18 protein-coding genes are annotated in these 18,117 nt (G+C 32.3%); 10 read left to right on the forward strand and 8 right to left on the reverse strand.

Annotation, left to right across the window (positions count from 1 at the left end; translation table 11 throughout):
* The first annotated feature begins 23 nt into the window (after positions 1-23).
* The 10 genes from EVJ46_02930 to EVJ46_02975 all read left to right on the forward strand — a co-directional run bounded on the left by EVJ46_02930 (position 24) and on the right by EVJ46_02975 (position 10,852).
* The gene (locus tag EVJ46_02930) at positions 24-1,370 is read left to right on the forward strand and encodes a sigma-54-dependent Fis family transcriptional regulator (GenBank protein RZD17201.1); all 1,347 of its coding nucleotides are present in this window, start codon (positions 24-26) and stop codon (positions 1,368-1,370) included.
* A gap of 319 nt (positions 1,371-1,689) precedes the next feature.
* Complete coding sequence (locus EVJ46_02935) at positions 1,690-3,447, forward strand: hypothetical protein (GenBank protein ID RZD17202.1); 1,758 nt, start codon at positions 1,690-1,692, stop codon at positions 3,445-3,447.
* 148 nt (positions 3,448-3,595) lie between these two features.
* Complete coding sequence (locus tag EVJ46_02940; protein RZD17203.1) at positions 3,596-4,159, forward strand: hypothetical protein; 564 nt, start codon at positions 3,596-3,598, stop codon at positions 4,157-4,159.
* Between the two features lie 73 nt (positions 4,160-4,232).
* Entirely contained in the window at positions 4,233-4,577 is a 345-nt protein-coding gene (soxZ, locus tag EVJ46_02945; protein RZD17204.1) for a thiosulfate oxidation carrier complex protein SoxZ, read from the forward strand.
* Between the two features lie 24 nt (positions 4,578-4,601).
* Positions 4,602-5,084: a DUF302 domain-containing protein gene (locus EVJ46_02950; GenBank protein RZD17205.1), complete on the forward strand. Its 483-nt coding sequence runs from the start codon at positions 4,602-4,604 to the stop codon at positions 5,082-5,084.
* A 246-nt stretch (positions 5,085-5,330) separates the two neighbouring features.
* Positions 5,331-7,019, forward strand: a complete 1,689-nt coding sequence (gene soxB / locus EVJ46_02955; GenBank protein RZD17206.1) for a thiosulfohydrolase SoxB — start codon at positions 5,331-5,333, stop codon at positions 7,017-7,019.
* Between the two features lie 225 nt (positions 7,020-7,244).
* Entirely contained in the window at positions 7,245-7,718 is a 474-nt protein-coding gene (locus tag EVJ46_02960) for a hypothetical protein (protein ID RZD17207.1), read from the forward strand.
* Between the two features lie 212 nt (positions 7,719-7,930).
* Entirely contained in the window at positions 7,931-8,608 is a 678-nt protein-coding gene (locus EVJ46_02965) for a radical SAM protein (protein ID RZD17208.1), read from the forward strand.
* A gap of 52 nt (positions 8,609-8,660) precedes the next feature.
* Positions 8,661-9,782 (forward strand): hypothetical protein, encoded by a 1,122-nt coding sequence (locus tag EVJ46_02970; protein ID RZD17209.1) that lies wholly within the window; start codon positions 8,661-8,663, stop codon positions 9,780-9,782.
* A gap of 272 nt (positions 9,783-10,054) precedes the next feature.
* Positions 10,055-10,852 (forward strand): conjugal transfer protein TraT, encoded by a 798-nt coding sequence (locus EVJ46_02975; GenBank protein RZD17452.1) that lies wholly within the window; start codon positions 10,055-10,057, stop codon positions 10,850-10,852.
* Positions 10,853-11,076: 224 nt separating this feature from the next.
* Here the strand turns inward: EVJ46_02975 and EVJ46_02980 are convergent, their stop codons facing one another.
* The 8 genes from EVJ46_02980 to ribD form a co-directional block, all read right to left on the reverse strand.
* Positions 11,077-11,499, reverse strand: coding sequence for a hypothetical protein (locus tag EVJ46_02980; protein RZD17210.1), 423 nt, complete (start codon positions 11,497-11,499; stop codon positions 11,077-11,079).
* A gap of 185 nt (positions 11,500-11,684) precedes the next feature.
* Entirely contained in the window at positions 11,685-12,320 is a 636-nt protein-coding gene (gene nth, locus EVJ46_02985; protein ID RZD17211.1) for an endonuclease III, read from the reverse strand.
* Between the two features lie 64 nt (positions 12,321-12,384).
* Positions 12,385-13,104 (reverse strand): ribonuclease PH, encoded by a 720-nt coding sequence (locus EVJ46_02990; protein RZD17212.1) that lies wholly within the window; start codon positions 13,102-13,104, stop codon positions 12,385-12,387.
* Between the two features lie 523 nt (positions 13,105-13,627).
* Positions 13,628-14,095, reverse strand: coding sequence for a transcription antitermination factor NusB (gene nusB, locus EVJ46_02995; protein ID RZD17213.1), 468 nt, complete (start codon positions 14,093-14,095; stop codon positions 13,628-13,630).
* Positions 14,096-14,145: 50 nt separating this feature from the next.
* A complete protein-coding gene (locus tag EVJ46_03000; GenBank protein ID RZD17214.1) occupies positions 14,146-14,616 on the reverse strand; it encodes a 6,7-dimethyl-8-ribityllumazine synthase in 471 nt (156 codons plus the stop codon).
* Positions 14,617-14,639: 23 nt separating this feature from the next.
* Positions 14,640-15,866, reverse strand: a complete 1,227-nt coding sequence (locus tag EVJ46_03005) for a bifunctional 3,4-dihydroxy-2-butanone-4-phosphate synthase/GTP cyclohydrolase II (protein RZD17215.1) — start codon at positions 15,864-15,866, stop codon at positions 14,640-14,642.
* 57 nt (positions 15,867-15,923) lie between these two features.
* Positions 15,924-16,676, reverse strand: a complete 753-nt coding sequence (ribE, locus tag EVJ46_03010; GenBank protein ID RZD17216.1) for a riboflavin synthase — start codon at positions 16,674-16,676, stop codon at positions 15,924-15,926.
* A 60-nt stretch (positions 16,677-16,736) separates the two neighbouring features.
* A complete protein-coding gene (gene ribD, locus EVJ46_03015; protein ID RZD17217.1) occupies positions 16,737-18,116 on the reverse strand; it encodes a bifunctional diaminohydroxyphosphoribosylaminopyrimidine deaminase/5-amino-6-(5-phosphoribosylamino)uracil reductase RibD in 1,380 nt (459 codons plus the stop codon).
* Between the last annotated feature and the right edge of the window lies 1 nt (position 18,117).

The raw sequence follows: 18,117 nt of genomic DNA on the forward strand, positions 1-18,117 counted from the left end.
ATACTTTAAGTTAATTTTATATTATGAGCAGAATACTTTTAATTGACGACGAGAAAAATATTTTAAAAACTGTCGGTTCAAATCTTGAACAAAACGGTTTTAATGTTGATGCGGCCATTAGCGCAGAGGTTGCACTTACAAAGTTGGACAGCAATAACTATGATGTGATACTTTGCGATTTAATATTAACAGGGATGAACGGATTAGATTTCTTGAGTCTTGTAAGAAAGATTAATAAAGATATTATATTCATAATGATTACGGCAAACGGTTTTATTGACGATGCCGTTAAGGCAATCAAAATAGGAGCCGATGATTTCATAAGTAAACCGATAGATATGGACGGCTTAATCAATAATATAAACATTTTGCTGAGCAAAAAAGAAAACTACTACAACGAAAATAAACCGCAGTTTGACACTAAGTTAATTTATCAATCTAAAATTATGGAAGATTTAATTAAAGAAATAGGGATGATTGCGAAGGCTCCTTCAAATATTCTAATAACGGGCGAAACAGGAACGGGCAAGGAATTAATAGCAAAAATTATTCATGAAATATCAGGCAGGAAAGGACCTTTTGTCGGAATTAATATTAACGCATACCCTGATAGTTTAATAGAAAATGAACTTTTCGGTCATGCAAAGGGATCATTTACAAACGCCATAAACACACAAAAAGGAAAATTCGAACTTGCATCTAACGGAACATTGTTTTTAGATGAAATTGGAGAAATGCCATTGTTTGTCCAATCAAAATTATTAAGAATATTGCAGGAGCGTGAATTTTCAATGATAGGTTCTAATTCTGTCATAAAACTGACCGCAAGAATTATCAGTGCAACAAATATTAACATAGAAAGTGCCGTATTGCAGAATAAATTCAGAGAAGACTTATTTTATAGGATAAATGTATTTCATGTAAAGGTCCCCCCGCTTAGGGAACGGAAAGACGATATTATGCCGCTCGTTTATTATTTTATAAAAAGATTTAATGCAGAAAACAAAAAGAATATAGTTAGCATATCAAAAGATGTTGAAGAAAAATTAATGCAATATAGTTTTCCAGGAAATATAAGAGAACTTGAAAATATAATTGAGAGAGCTGTTATTATTACCCCTTTCGATACAATTGAAGTAGATAATTTACCAAATTATTTAAAAAAAACAAGTGAAGTCTCGTCTATTCTTATGCCTTCCAATAATAATTTAGATTACGATTTAAATTTGGATACGGTAGAAAAAGAACTTATAATTAAGGTACTTGAGAAATATAATTATAATCAGACAAAAACAGCTGCTTCTATCGGTATATCCCGAAAACAACTAAGAACTAAAATGAAAAAATACGACCTTTTCAATAAACGATAGATTATTTTAAATCTTAAATTTAAATGTTGTCGCAAATTAAATTTGATTTTAATTTTTAATAAATAAAGTCGTGCCGATTAGTATCACAAAAGTCTTTTTTTGCACTATATTGTTCTTATACGGACAATTAATTATCCTAAAAACAATTAATAGTCAATATAAATCAGAAAATATGAATAATCTTATTATGGCATAGTATTTGCTATATATATTTTGCAGTATATAACTATAACTGCGATAAATTTTATTTATTATTAAAAAAAATTTATCATTGTATACTTGTTTAATTATTTTCGCATAAAATTCACAGGAGGAGAGGATGCGATTGAAATTAATCTATATTGGTGCTGCAATATTTTATTTTTTAGTATGTTTGTACAATCCTGTTACTGTGTCTGCAAATAAGCTTAAAAAACAGCAAACTAAATCGCATAACGGTCTTAGTTTTATGCTTGGAGGCAGGTATATAGGCGCGGCTTTTTATGCCGAGAATCAAGGGCAAGGATTTCAAAATGTTTCAGGATATCCGAATAACAATTCATTTCAAGAATTTGCCCAAATGTTAAGAATTAATACATTAATCAAATATAAAAAACTTATAAGTTTATATACCCAGTTTGCACTTTCAAGCGATTATAACGGTATAGCAAATTATTATGGCGGAATTCCTCCGGGATTCCAAACGCTGGCTCAAAATCCTGTGCCGGTCGGTTTTAATAATGATTTTGATACATTTGGTATTAGAGAAGTTTATATTAATTTAAGATTGCCCAATCAATATTTTAGACATATTATATTTGGCAGGACATTTTTGCATTTTGGTCTCGGAGTTGCTATAAGAACCGATGTTGATGGTATATTTGATAATTTTAATGTCGGAAATTTCAATATAACCGCAGGTACTATGATAACATCGATGGCAGCTGCAGGGACATATTGCTATTCTTCAAATAAACTTAATCCTTGCAACACATTGCAAGGACTTGCCGGAACAACGGAAGGGTTTTATCCGACCGCTGCCATGGGCTATACCCATGTGCAAATGGGAACAATCCCTGTGATTCAATTTATAACAAAAAAACCCGTAAAGCATACAGTTTTTAGCGCATGGCTTTCAGAGGCACATCTCAATCAATTTCAGGCTCCGTTGTATAATGTGCCAAATTCTGTTTATTTTCAAACATTTGGTTCATATACTAACGACAATAATTTTTGGCCTACTCTCAACATTACTTTGGCAGGCGGTTCGTTATGGTATGAAAACGGCAAAAATAAGTTTGCGATTGAATTTGATTATCTCAGAGGTAAAGCTATGCCGACGTCGGCTGCTTTGTCTAATGGACTGCTCAATAGTCGCTCCGCTGATCATTATTTATGGACCCAGTGGGGGGGAGCTAACCCAAATTCTCCGCTGACTGCTCCTTTGCTGGTTGAACCGGCAGGCAATAATGCTTATGACACTATTAATTCATACGATATTTATGCTAAAGGTTCAACATTAACGAGCATTAAAAAGATGCCTCTTATGATAGGATTTAAATTTGGGCTTGGTGCTCCGGTAGAGGCAGGTTCATATGATATGTCCGATTATTCAAGGGTTCAAAATCAGCCTACTTTATTTGGCAATCTTATAACTTCTAACTGGCAGATGATACAGATACTCGCTCCCGGAAATAGTTATATGTATGGTGCGCCGTTGTCTTCCAATCTGGAAAACAAAAGAATTGAAGAGATTTTATTCAGAGAGTTTTTACCTGATAAAAATAATTTAACTGAAGCTGTGATACAGGCTAACTGGGTAAAATCAAATATACATGTAAACGGCAAATATGTTCCTCTTTTTGGCGGAAGTAACATAGGAACAGAATTTGACCTCGATTTTGTGCATGTTATTAAAAAAGGTTTTTTCTGGAAAGCTTGGGCGTCTTATATGTTTACAGGAAGAGGGCTTGAAACATTTTATGGTCCGGGTAATTATTCGTCCGGCTGCGTAACTAATGCTTCAACTGCATGCTTAGATACCGCGACGCATAAAAATATAGCTGCAGTGGGTACTGCCATTGTATGGAATTTTTAATTTATTTAATATATTATTGAAAGTTTTAAATCGAGTTTAAAAGAATGACAATACTTTACACAAAACGCACATGATTTAATCAAGTTTTTTATATATACGATTTTTGACTAATAAAAAATAATTTTAAAATTAAGGAGATGACAATAACATGAGCAAAAATACTAGACAGTTTGCCGATGACGGCGAGGAGAAAGCATTCAATACAAATAAAGTAACGAGAAGAGATTTTATAAAGAAAACAATTTTAACAACTGCTTTGACTATAGGAGCAAGTTCAATATTGAATGTTCCAATGGATTCTTTTGCGAAAAATATTTCACTTAAGCCAGCTAAAATGAAAACAAATTATGTTAAAACCATTAATGGAAAAGAAGTAAAGTGGATTGCCAATCCGACTGCTGAAGAAAAATTGCTGATTCCAAAAATAAGTCTTCCATTAATTGCGCAGGACGGAGCTATGGTGCCGATAAAAATGGAAACTAAAAAACTGCAAACCGACAGTCTATATTTAAAAACTTTTTATATATGCGATTTAAATAATCCGCATCTATTGTTGGGTTCATTTGACTTGACGCCATTTAACGGTAAGGCGTATATTTCTACCAGAATAAAATTAATGCAGGAGTCATATGTTCAAGTTCTGGCAGAATATTCCAATAATGAAGTTTATGGCGCAAGGAAACTTGTTAAAGTGACTGTAGGAGGATGTTGATTCTATTTTAAGAAACGTAAAATAATCAAAAAAAGTTTAAATTAGTTAATTAAAATTATGTAGTTTTAATAAAATGAGGGGATCAGAAATGAAGATTGGAACAATAATGATAAGGGTACCTAGAAAAGTAAAAAAAGGAAAAAATTTTAAAGTTTTAACTTTAACAGAACATCCTATGAACACAGGACTTGTGAAAAATCCTAAAACAGGTAAAATTATTCCCGAATGGATAATTAATAAAGTTAATATATTTTATGATAAAAAATTGATAACAACATGTAATTATGGCATAGGAATTGCGGCAAATCCGTTCTTAGCATTTTATGTAAAGGCTGAAAAAAGTGCACCGTTAGATTTTGTAATGCATGACAACGAAGGCAATGTGTATAAAAAAACTGTTCTGATAAATGTTTATTAACTATATTACAATTGCGGGGATTCAATGAAAAAATTTATTGTTTTATTTTTATTTGCAATTATTTATTACGGAGGTTCAGTCAACAATGTTTTTGCTTTAAGCAAAAATGATAAAGCATTTTATACATTAAAAATCAAAAAAAAGTTTAAAAATGTTGTTTTCGATTTAAAGCAATCCATAATAAATGATAATTATGCTATAGTTTCGGTAAATCCTATTTCGCAAGGTATACAAGGCATAGGAAAAAAAATATCAAAATTAGATGTCATTGAGTTTTGTAATTTATCTTATGCATACGATATTCTTAACGGCAATAAAAATTATGCTGCTTTTATGCCATGCAGAGTTGCCGTATATAAACAAGGAAAATATGTAGTTATTATAGGATTTTTACCATCTTTTGCGCTTAAATTTTTTAAAAATAATACCAATATGATGAAAAAAACGGCTTTAAAAGTAAGTCGTCAGATGGTGAGCATTATAAATTCAGTCAAAGATGGTTTTTAAAAAATTTATTAACATCAGGTAATATATATATTTTGTGAATGTTATGTGGATTGATGTCCTACATGAAATATACAAAATAGACAAGATGCAATATATATATTACGAATATTATATGGATTGGTGCGTAGATTATAAATAATTAAATTCCTAATCATAGTTGCATGAATTTTTTTAAGATAAAATAATAAAATTTTCCGTTCTATTTCATTTTAATTCAATTTATTATTAATGGAGATATAAAAAGCCATGAAAAATACTGTTACAAGAAGAGATTTTTTAAAAAAAACCGCACTCCTTACAGGCTATTTAGCGATTAATCCGGTAAATCTCCTTAAGTACAAGCCTGTAGGCAATCTTACTATCATTTGGAATTCAGATTCTCATGCGCATTTAAAACCGGTATTGTATAGGGAACCGTCAGTAAATATAGGTCCTAAAATCATGAACGGCAGACCCGGTCATTTAGTAGGAGATTCTTTCTGTCTATATTATGATATAAACCCAAAGTCGGCTATGGGATATTTTTGTTCTTACAAAAATTTTAATAACCTATCGAAGGAATATGGACCTATGGGCGGATATGCTCATATGAGCACGGTAATCAATAAAATTAGGGATGAAAGATATGGCAAAACTATATTGCTTGATACGGGCGATTCATGGCAAGGAACCGGTATTGCTCTTTTGACAAAAGGAAAGGCTGTCTACACGGTTCAAAATGCGATGGGTTATGACGCAATGACCGGGCATTGGGAATTTACTTACGGGAAGGAACAATTGCTAGAAAATATAAAAAATTTAAATTTCCCTTTTATTGCACAGAATGTAAAAAATGCAACATGGGGAAATTTAATTTTTAAACCATATATTATAAAGGAAGTTAATGGGCTAAGAGTGGGTATAATCGGACAGGCATTCCCATATGTTCCGCTTGCGCATCCAGCTCATTTTGTCGAAGGGTGGTCATTTGGCATAGATACACACCATGCCCAAAAAATGGTAGATCAATTAAAAAATACTGAAAAAGTTGATATTGTAGTTGTACTTTCGCATAACGGACTAGAAGTTGATAGAAAATTTGCAGCTTTAATTAAGGGTATAGATGTAATTGTGGGAGGTCATACCCATGATATTCTTCCAGCACCTGAAATTATAAACAATACTATAATAGTTCAGGCAGGAACTCATGGAAAATTTATTGGGAGATTAGATTTAAATGTTTCAAATAAAAAAATTACGGCTTATGATCATAAGCTTATACCTATTGTATCAAATTGGATTAAGCCAGATCCTAAAATTGCGCAGATCATAGAAGACGAATTTAAACCATATAACAATATATTAAATGAGAAGCTAGGGACGACGGAAAGTTTATTATATAGACGTGCAACATTTATCAGTACGGTTGATAACGTTGCAGAGCAGGCATTTATTGAAAAATTTGATACCCCATTATTTTTTGCCCCCGGCTGGCGTTGGGGGGAGACTTTGCTCCCTGGTTCCGATATTACTATGGAAAATGTTTATGGCGAATATGGAACAACTTATCCTGAGGTTTACAAAACCCTTCTTACTGGAAAACAGTTATTATTGTCGCAATTAAGTGTTCTTAGCGATGTTTTTGCGAAAGATGCTTATTTACAGATGGGCGGAGATGCTACTCGTGTCTCTAATTCAAAATTTCATATACATATAAACGAATCATTTAATAAGAGAATTAAAAGTTGGGAGATTAACGGAAAACCATTAAATTTGAATAAAAAATACTGGGCTGTCTCGACAGGCGGAAAAATGCAAAATATGAACTCAGGTGATAAAGGGTTAACTAAATTTAAAGCATGCGATGTTATTGCGGAATATATCAGAAATCATAAAATTATTCAATCAACCCAAACGGAACAAGTTATATATCGCAAATCGCCTACTGCCGGTTAATACAATGCATCAAATATATTTAAATACCATCTATCATCGAAGCGGTTTATTACTGAATAAAATTGCCTAACTTGTGATTATTATTTGCATACTGTAATTAGATTGATAGTAAAATTAAATCAAATAAATAAAAAATTATCCATAAAATATTGCATGCTGCTATATCGTTCGATATTGGCTTTTATAGCTAAATGATAGTAGTGAACATTATACCAGGAGAAAATTATGAAAAATATATTAAGTATATTTGTTTATACGCTCTTCACCATTTTTTTAACTTTTATATTCATACAAAATTCATATGCAAGAGCTAAAGACATAAATGCGTTGAAATATTTTAAACATCATAAGTTAAAAGAACTTTATCAGGTTCCTCAAAATCCAAAGTATTGGACTTTATTATTGAATAATATTTCAAACAACGTTAGAATTTCAGACACGCATTTTATTAATTATAAAATTCTTGTGGTAGCTTACGGTCCTGCCCTTAAACTTTTTATGAAATCTGACAAAAAATATTACCCATTACTTCAGAGCATTGCCAGCTATGGCGTGAAATTAGTAGCATGCCATCAAACAATGTTAGGAATGCATGTAAAAAAAACGCAAATTTTTAAATTTGTGCATATTGTTTATCCGGGTGCAATATTTTATATTGTACAGAAAGAAAACGAAGGTTATGCGTATCTGCAGCCGTAAAAATAATTAAAATTAATAAATTTTGTCTATATTTCCTATATTTTAACAACCTATATCTTTATTGTTATAAATTAGGCTGAAATATTGATAATAAGTTTTTTATCTAAAAATATAAGTCAATATTGATTTATAATTGAGTTATATAATATTTTATTTATGTAGCATAAAATGGCATTGCAATATATTATTTAAATAGATATTATATTTAGTTAATGAGCAAAATAAAAAATAATGATGAATTTATTTTAAAAGTAAACGATATTTTTTACAGTATTCAGGGAGAATCTTCATTTGCGGGTTCCCCCTGTTTTTTTGTAAGACTGGCAGGATGCAATATAAGATGTCCGTATTGTGACACAAAAGAAGCGTTAACGGATACAAACGCAAAACTAATGCATATAAGCGATATTATAACCGAAATAATAAAATACGGCGAAAATGTAAAATTAGCGGAAATAACTGGCGGAGAACCGTTAATACAGGAAGGCGTTTATGAATTAATGAAAAGATTTTTAAATTTAAAATATACCGTGCTTGTTGAAACAAACGGCACGCTCAGTCTTAAAAGTATTCCGGATGAAGTCATTAAAATAATGGATATAAAATGTCCGTCAAGCGGATATGCAGATTATAACAATGTTGAAAATCTAAATTATATCAATAAAAACGACGAATTAAAATTTATTATAGGAAACATCGCTGATTATGAATTTGCCAAGAATTTCATAAATATAAACAGGAAAATCATTAAAACTGAAAAAATAATCTTCAGTGCCGTCGATGTCGCTGAAAATCAATTTTCATCGCATATTCTAGCCGAAAAGATTTTATCTGACAGACTAAATGTAAAAATAGGACTGCAGCTGCATAAGTTCCTCGATTTGAAATAGTTTTAGCTTTTTTTATATATAGTTCTAAATCCTGTGATATAATTAACAAATTATGATTAGCGGACAATTTCTTTTTATAATTATTGTAGCTGTTTTAACGATTATTATCTCAATCATTATTGTTAAAAACAATATATATATTCCTACCTTTTCAGGCGCTATAGCCGTCGCCTTCGGTATCATGATAAACGGGGCTTTTCAGCAGGATTATTTTTTAAAACGGTTAATAGGACCGTATGCGGTTTATTTATTGATTTCTATATTAATTATTATTGTTTTAAGCAATTTAAACGAACTTCGTTCAAAAAAATATTATTTAAGCCATCATTTCACAGACGAAATACATACCTTTGCAACCGGGACCTACGTGATTGCTTTTTTCACCGTTACCCTGTCAATTATCAAAGAACTCGGCAATATATTAATATTAGCTTACATTTTATTTTTTGCCGGCTTTGTTATCTATTCGTTGTATTTGTTTATTTCTGTAAAAAACTATAAGGCGATATGGCAGGAAAATTATTCTAAAAAAATTCTTATGTATAATTTAAACGGCGTCATTCTTTTAATATCGGTAGCTACAAGTTATGTAGTTATAGACGGGAGTCTGCTTCTGGGAAAATTTTTCAGAGGAAGCACGGACAATATTCTCCTGATTTTGTCTTCATTATTTTATATTGCCGGATTATACATGATAATAAGAAATTATATTAAATATAAATATAAAATTATTGATAATTGGAAAGTCGGCAATGTTATAGTACACGGTGCGGTATCTACATTTGGTCTTGCCTGCGTTATTGCCGGATTCAGCAGTAATATTAATGGGTTAATCTGGATAGCGGCTCTGATATTGTTTATTATAGTAGAAATTTATGAGATAGTATTTATGGTTAAAAGAATTCAATATTACGGCGTCGATAAAGGTATCTTAACGTATTCAACAAATCAATGGGCAAGAAATTTTACTTTCGGGATGTTTCTGGCATTTTCAATAATGTTCAAAATCAAAGATTCCGTATATTATAAAATTAAAATATTGGATTTTAGTTATAATTTAATTTTTTCGTACGGCAAATATTTTGTAATAGGCTTTTTTATCCTTGAATTATTAATATTTATGTATAATATTAATAGGTTAAATAAACCAAAAATATACGAGAGCGATGCTTGACTTCGTTTTTTTATAGTTATATAATAAAATACGTATTATTAAATATTGGTAATATTTATTTTTTGTTTAAAAGATGTTTATTATGCGTTTCCTGCCTTGCTGTTTGATTATAAAATTATAAAACTGAAGCATTTATTTTTAAAAAAAATAGAATATCATTTTTTTTGTAATTTTTATTATGCAGTACGGATTTATTTATTATAATTTTTTATAGTTATTTTTTTATAGCCATTTTGTTTATTAATTTAATGTTAATTTTAAGAGGAATTATGATGGGAAAATCACCTAATCTTACCGGTAATTCGAAAAAAAGTTTGTTATCCGGAAATAAATATTTCAGGATAATCGCTCTATTATTATTTTTAGCAGTACCTGTTTTAGCATTTTCCGGTTGCGCGTCAATGAGCGGCACTACCAGTTCAACCACGTCAACAAGCGGTATGAGCGCAGGCAATATGAACCTGCAGACAAAAATGAGTTCATCTATTTTTCTTCAGCCTGTCCCGCCGAGCGAAAAGATAGTTTATGTAAGAGCTACAAATACAAGTTCTGCAACGGGACTGAATTTTAAAGCTGTCTTAGAACAGGCATTAATTGCAAGAGGATACAGGATTACAAATAATCCTCAGGATGCTTATTTTATGCTTATGTCAAATGTATTATATCTCGGCAAAGAAACTCATGCTTACACAGCGGCAGGCGCACTGGCAGGAGGTTTCGGAGGAGCGTTGATAGGTTCAAGATACGGCTCTACAGGTTCTACGTTAGTCGGAGGCGGACTTGGAGCATTAGCGGGCGGTATTATCGGTGCTATGTTTCAGCATAAAAAATACATGATGGTTGTTGATATCCAGTTGGAACAAAGACAGAAGGGGTCATATACGACTAACGGAACGGCAACGTCTGAAGGATTGGGAAATACGACTACTACCTACAATGCAGGCGTTAAAAATTGGGCAATTTACAGAGACAGGGTTGTTGCAACAGCCAGTGCAATTAATCTGAGATTCAGTTCTGCAGAGCCGGCATTAAAGACGGTCGTCGGAAGAGAAATTTCAAATTTATTATAATAATTGTATCGAATAATTATAATATTAAGATTGTTGTTAATGATATAAGACTTATATAAACTATTTATGCCGTATAACTTTATATATTAAATATGAAATTATACGGCATTTTTAGTTATCGGATTTAAATCGCATGTTTATATATATTCTTTATATTCTTTTTATCTGTCAGGAACATATATTATTATGTTATGTATTTATACAGAACATCAGAAACATAACATTTACATTATCCTGCCCGCTTTTCCCGATAATGTCATAATATTATTAAATACAAAAATACATACAGCGGTAAATTCAAGAAATGCAAAAATAGAAAAAAACAGCTGTGTTATTAAACTGCATCCGGGATTGTCGCTTGATATTATCCAGATTAGCGCCATGCCCAAAAGTCCTATATTAGCCAAATAAAATTGTATAATTATTAATCTGTCGCTGTAAAGTTTAAATCCGCTGAATCTGGGCAATACGTGATAGCCGACGGAATATATCATCATTGCTATAAAACCTAATAAAAGAAAATGCACATGGCTTAAAAGAAGATAGCTTACAGAAGGCGGATAAATTGCCATTATAAAACCTAATAGCGCTCCAAAAACAAAATACAGCAGAGACGCAACGGTAAAATATCGTATTGCAGGACTCATAGATTATTACACCTCGCATAAAGTTAATAAATTAGTTTGCAATTAAATCAGCCAATCATATATATATTAAATAAAATTTAACATATATCATTATATACGATATTAAAGCAGGTAAAAATGATAAAAATCACATATAAGTCTGCAAAAGTATATAGCAGTTAGTCAATATGCGGAAGCGCCGATTATTAATTTTTATTGTTTTGATAATATTGACAGTATAGATTTATAAAACATTGCGGACATTTTGGATTTCTGGCAATGCAGTAAATTCTGCCGTGATTTACTAGCCATCTGTGCATTTTCATCCACAGTTCAGGTTTAATAAGGTTTGTTAAATCTCTTTCTGTATTTTCAACATTTGTAGAATTAGCGAGACCTATGCGGTTTGCCACTCTGAAAACATGGGTGTCGACCGGAAATCTGTTCTGTCCGTAAAATGTACCAAGAATAACATTGGCAGATTTCCTGCCTATGCCCGGTAAATCCACTAATGTATCAAAATCGGAAGGAACATCGTCATTAAACTTATTTTTCAATATTTCTGAAGTGTTAATTATATTTTTGGCTTTAGTATGGTACATGCCGCATGTTTTAATCTGCTCTTCAAATATTTCAAGGGGAACATCGGCAAGATCGGAGGGCTTTTTATATAACTTAAATAATTCTCCGGTTATTATATTAACCCGTTTATCGGTGCATTGCGCAGATAGAATCACGGCTATAAGAAGCTGAAAGGCATTACCGTAATTTAAAAAAGGTTTCAGTTCGCCGTAATTTTTTTCAAACAGATCAATAATATTATTTAATTTAATTTTATCCATTATTATGTATTATAATTTAGTTGTTTTTTTATAAAATAAATTAAATAATTAATAGGGCATAATTTTAGTAAGAGTTTATAATATTCAGCTGCATTTCCGTCAGCTGCGAAATAGCTTTTTTGGCGATAGCGCCGAATTTATTGATAAGTTCAAAATCTATTGGAGTTTTTTCTGCGCACCCCTGAATTTCGATTAATTTTCCGCTTCCTGTCATTACAAAATTAAAATCAAGTTCTGCGTTGGAATCTTCTGAATAATCAAGGTCAAGTAAAATTTCGCTATTTACAATTCCAAGGCTTATAGCAGCAACAGAATCGTAAAACGGCATCTTTTCAATCCTGTTCTGTTTTAATAATTTTAGAAAAGCCAAATGCGCCGCTATATACGCGCCTGTGATAGAAGCGGTTCTTGTTCCGCCGTCGGCGCTTATGACATCGCAGTCGAGCAGGAGCGTAATATCCGGAAAATCCGAGAAATTAGCTACCGTTCGCAGAGTTCTTCCGATAAGTCTTTGAATTTCTTGGGCTCTTCCGTTAATTTTACCCTTTGAAGAATCTCTCTGCATTCGGGTCTGCGTTGAACGCGGAAGCATTGAATACTCCGCCGTAATCCAGCCTTGCCTTTTATCCTTTAAAAAAGGAGGAACTTTATTCTCAACGCTTGCGGTGCATATTACATGGGTATCGCCGCATTTTATCATACATGAACCTTCGGCATATTTCATGTAGTCCGGAATTATCGTTATTTCTCTCATTTCATCAAAAGCGCGATTTTTTTTTCTCATGTTATTTTAAACTTATTTTAAATATTCTATTGTATAATTTAAATTTAATTTTAAATTAGTTTAACTTAGATTAATATCAAGCGAACTGAGCCGACGCTTTCGTTATTGAATATCAAGGTATATATCAAGGTATATTTTTAGAACCTGATCAATAGATCAATATCAATCAAGCTATACCGACGTCCATTTTTTATTCCGGATAAAAAACATATAAAGACCGTTAAACTTAATTGTATTCAAAAGTTTAGTACCTACTAACGAACATACGGACGGTATGTCGTTAAGCATAGACTCCTTATCAGATATTACCATAAGCGTTGCTTCAGGTTTTAATGCTTTTAGTTTTCCGACGACCGCCAGAACAGGAGGTCCTCAGCATAAACCCCTTATGTCTAAAGTATTTATCGAGTCCATCTCCATTTTAATTTTCTCCTGTAATTTAAATTTAAATAATTTTAACTTATTATTTATTACGGCGCTTTGTAAAAATTTTTAATTTTTAGTATAAATAATTAAATTATATTTATAAATTTATATTTTGAACCGCCGCATCAAGAACACCGTTGATAAAAAACGGAGAATCTGCATTACCGAATTTTTTTGCTATTTCAATAGCCTCATTAATAGTGACATTTTTTGGAATTTCTGAATGAAACAATATTTCAAACATAGATTGCCTCAAAATGTTTCTGTCTATTCTTGACATCCTATCGATAGACCAATTTTTTGATACTTTTTGGATTAAAAAATCAATTTTGTCAAGATTATTTAAAGTTCCGGCTGCAATGTCTTTAAAAAAATCAAATATCTCCAAAGATTCTTTTTTTGTATATAATTCGCTCGCAGAGCTTATAAAACCGTTATAAATGAGACTTTCAGAGGCAAAATTCATAAAAAAAGCGTTAAGTCTAAATTCGGTAGAATCAATTCCGCCGTCCGCTTCATATAAAAATTGCACTGCAAGTTCTCTTGCCATTCTTCTTTTTGTCATTATTAAGATATTATTTATATTTGAAAGATTTTAAATTAAACTTAAATATATTATTTTTTAAGTTTTGCAAATAACGTAACCATTTCAACAATGGACATCGCCGCATCGAAACCTTTATTGCCCATTTTAGTGCCCGCTCTTGATATTGCCTGTTCTATCGATTCCGAAGTAATAATGCCGTAGCTGACCGGCGTATTAGAGTTAACTGCCAGCTCTGAAACCATTTTGGCAACCTGCTGCGACAATAGGTCAAAATGATTTGTTTCTCCTCTTATTAAAGTACCTAAGCATATAATTCCGTCGTATTTTTTTGTTTCCGCCATTATTTTAATTGCCATGGGAAGCTCAAATGCACCCGGAACTTTAACCACTGTTATATCCGATTCGTTGGCGCCGGAACGTGTCAGATAATCTATCGCACCGTCCAAAAGTTTAGAATTTATAAATTCATTAAATCGGGATACGGCAATGCCGAATTTGAATCCCGCAGCGCTTAAATTTCCTTCTATTACATTATACATTTTAAAAGACCCCGTTTGCTTAATTATTTTTTTATTGTTTTTTTATTATCAATGTGCAGTATATGACCCATTTTTTCTTTTTTAGTTGTTAAATAATGCAAATTTTTGTGCGTAGGGCAAATTTCAATAGGCACTCTTTCTACCACGCTGAGACCGTATCCTTCAAGACCTATGATTTTTTTTGGATTATTTGTCATCAATTTCATTTTTCCGACACCCAAGTCGACTAAAATTTGAGCACCGACCCCGTATTCCCTCAAATCTGCTTTGAATCCTAATTTTTCGTTGGCTTCAACCGTATCATAGCCTTTGTCTTGCAGATTGTAAGCCTTAAGTTTGTTTACAAGTCCTATCCCTCTGCCCTCCTGACTGAGATAGAGTATAACGCCCTTTCCTTCTTTTTCTATCATTTCCATGGCGTTCTTCAACTGGTCTCCGCAATCGCATCTTTCCGAGCCGAAGACGTCGCCAGTCAAACATTGCGAATGTACCCTGACTAAAATCGGTTCATCTTTTTTTATATCCCCTTTAACCAAAGCAACATGTTCTTTAAAATCAATATCGTTTGAATAGGCTATTATTTTAAATTCGCCGCCGAATTTTGTAGGAATAGTAGATTCAACCAATCTTTTTACATGTTTTTCATGTTTTACCCTATAATTTATAATATCCTGTATTGTCAAAATTTTTAAATCATGCTGTTTGGCAAATTCTATTAAATCAGGCATTCTTGCCATAGTCCCGTCATCTTTCATAATTTCGCATATTACGCCGGCAGGTTTAAGTCCCGCAATAGCTGCAATATCGGTAGAACCTTCGGTTTGCCCCGTCCTGACCAAAACGCCTCCGTTTTTGGCGGTAATCGGAAAAATGTGTCCCGGTCGTACAAGGTCTGTCGGTTTTGCGTCATCTTTAACGGCGGTGAGTATAGTCTGCGCCCTGTCAAAAGCAGAAATACCTGTCGTAACCCCTTCCGCTGCTTCTATTGAAACCGTAAAGGCAGTGGAAAATTTAGATTGATTATTTGCAGCCTGAGGAGGCAGATTCAGCTGGTCAGCTTTTTCCTGTGTTACGGTAAGACATATTAAGCCGCGTGCGTATTTTGTCATAAAGTTTATTGCTTCCGGCGTTACCATCTCGGCTGCCATGGTGAGATCTCCTTCATTTTCTCTGTCTTCATCGTCAACTAAGATAATCATTTTACCTTTTTTAATTTCTTCGGCTGCTTCTTCAACCGTTGTCATCGGCATAATAAAACCTCTTATTTTTTTAAATTTAATTTAATTTAAGTTAATTGTTCAAGCAATTTATTTGAGAAAGCCGTTTTCATAAAGAAATTCACGGGTTATATCGGTCTGTTCCGCTCTGTGTTTCATGGTTATATGCGAGTTTTTATTGTAAGTACTATGTTCTGCGTTATTGTCAAGATTATTGCTGCCTGTGCTTGCTGCAGAGCCTGAATTTTTAAGCAGTCTTTCAGAATTATTTATGACTGCTTTTTCTATTATATCAAATTCGATATTGACAAACTCACCTATTTTTATATCCCCTAAATTTGTAAACTTGTAAGTCAAAGGTATGATGCTCACGTAAAAATCATTATTTTTAATTTCATTAATTGTCAGACTAATGCCGTCAACGGCAATCGAACCTTTGTCGATTAAATATTTGGACGATTCGGGAGCGTTATTTGCAATACCTATTATGTAGGCATTTTTATATTGGCGTTTATTTATAACTTTTCCTGTTCCGTCAATATGTCCTAATACAAAATGCCCGGATATATCGCTATTTACCGATAAAGCGGGTTCAATGTTAACTTTAGTTCCGGTTTTCATATATTTTAACGACGATTTTTTAAATGTTTCCGGCGAAAAATCAAAATATACAGTCTTAGCATTTATACTTCTTACGGTCAGACATATTCCGTTAACGGCTATGCTCTGACCTATGTAGGATTTCACGGAGCATTCAGGAAGATAAACCCCCAATATCCCGCTGTTTGAACTAAATGTTATAGATTTGACCTCGCCTTTTTCTTTAATTATTCCGGTGAACATAATTTATATTTTAATAATTTATTTTAATATTTTAATTTACAGTCTGGTTTATTTAAAAGATTATGATTCTGGATAATAAATTAAAAAAATATCGTCGCCAGTTTTTTTAATGTCCAAATTTTTTAATTTAATCAACTGTTTATTGGTGTATAAATCATTCAAGCCGTCTTTAACGGCATTCCCGGTCTGTAAATTATTATTAAATTTATTTAAATTAATATTTGAAAAATTAATTAAATCGAATGCGCCTATAGAATTTCCGGCAGAATTATTAAAACCTGCAGCCGTACTGTCAATAATATTAATATTCCCTATCAGATAAGGCGTTATATTAAATATTAATTTATCGTAAAGTTTATTTGATATAAGATAAGCAAATAAATTTGGTCCAGGCTCTACAAATATACTTGTAATACCGTATGCTGCGCATTCTTTAAAAATACAGGCGATGTCAAGATAATGTTTTTTTTGTAAAACATCGCAGTCGCTGCCGATAGTAAAACCATTTTTTTCGGCACTCTCGGCTGAATAATTTTTTAATCTGTCTTCATAGCTATTATTATATAACACTTCTTTTATAATTGCACCTTTTTGTTCAAGCAATTTTTTTCTTTTTAATTTTTCTTCGCTATATTTGAAAGAGGTGAAAATAAAAATTTTATCGCCGTCATTTTTATATTTGAAAAGTTTTGAGTCGGCAGGAGTCATAAGATTTGAGTCAATAATAATTTTTGCAAACTTTTTGTCGGCAATGATGTTATCCTTAGCGTATCTGATATTTAATCTTGGATTATCGCTTATAACCGTATTGGCAGATACCATAATGGCGTCATGCATAAGCCGCAAATTATGAGTATATCGTAAAGATTTTTCCGATGACAGATAAAACTGGGTGTTGTTCAGGGCATTATTTTTACTATCCACCGCTGCATTTTTATGGGAAAATCCAATTTTTCCGTCTATACTGACTGCAAGTTTGATTGTAATAAAAGGAAGTTCGGCGCTAATATTTTTCAGGAATATTTCGTTCAGTTTTTTTGCCCTGTCCTCTAAAACGCCATATTTGACATCAATTCCGTTATCCTTGAGATATTTGAACCCTTTACCGGAAACTAAAGGATTAGGGTCTTTCATGGCTGCAACCACGCGCGAAATTCCGTATTTTTTTATTGATTCAACGCATGGAGGAGTTTTTCCAAAATGACTGCAGGGTTCTAAACTTACATATAAGGTTGCCCCTTTCGCGTCGCTGCCTGCCATTTTAAGAGCAATAATTTCAGCATGCGGTCCTCCTGCTTTTTTATGATATCCAGATCCTATAACTTTGCTATTTTTAACAATTACGGAACCTACCATAGGATTGGGAGACGTTAAACCTGCAGCTTTTCTTGCAAGATTTAATGTTTTGGCAATGTAATATTCATCGATGCGGTCAGTCATT

The sequence above is a fragment of the Candidatus Acididesulfobacter guangdongensis genome (assembly GCA_004195045.1).
GTDB lineage: Bacteria > SZUA-79 > SZUA-79 > Acidulodesulfobacterales > Acidulodesulfobacteraceae > Acididesulfobacter > Acididesulfobacter guangdongensis.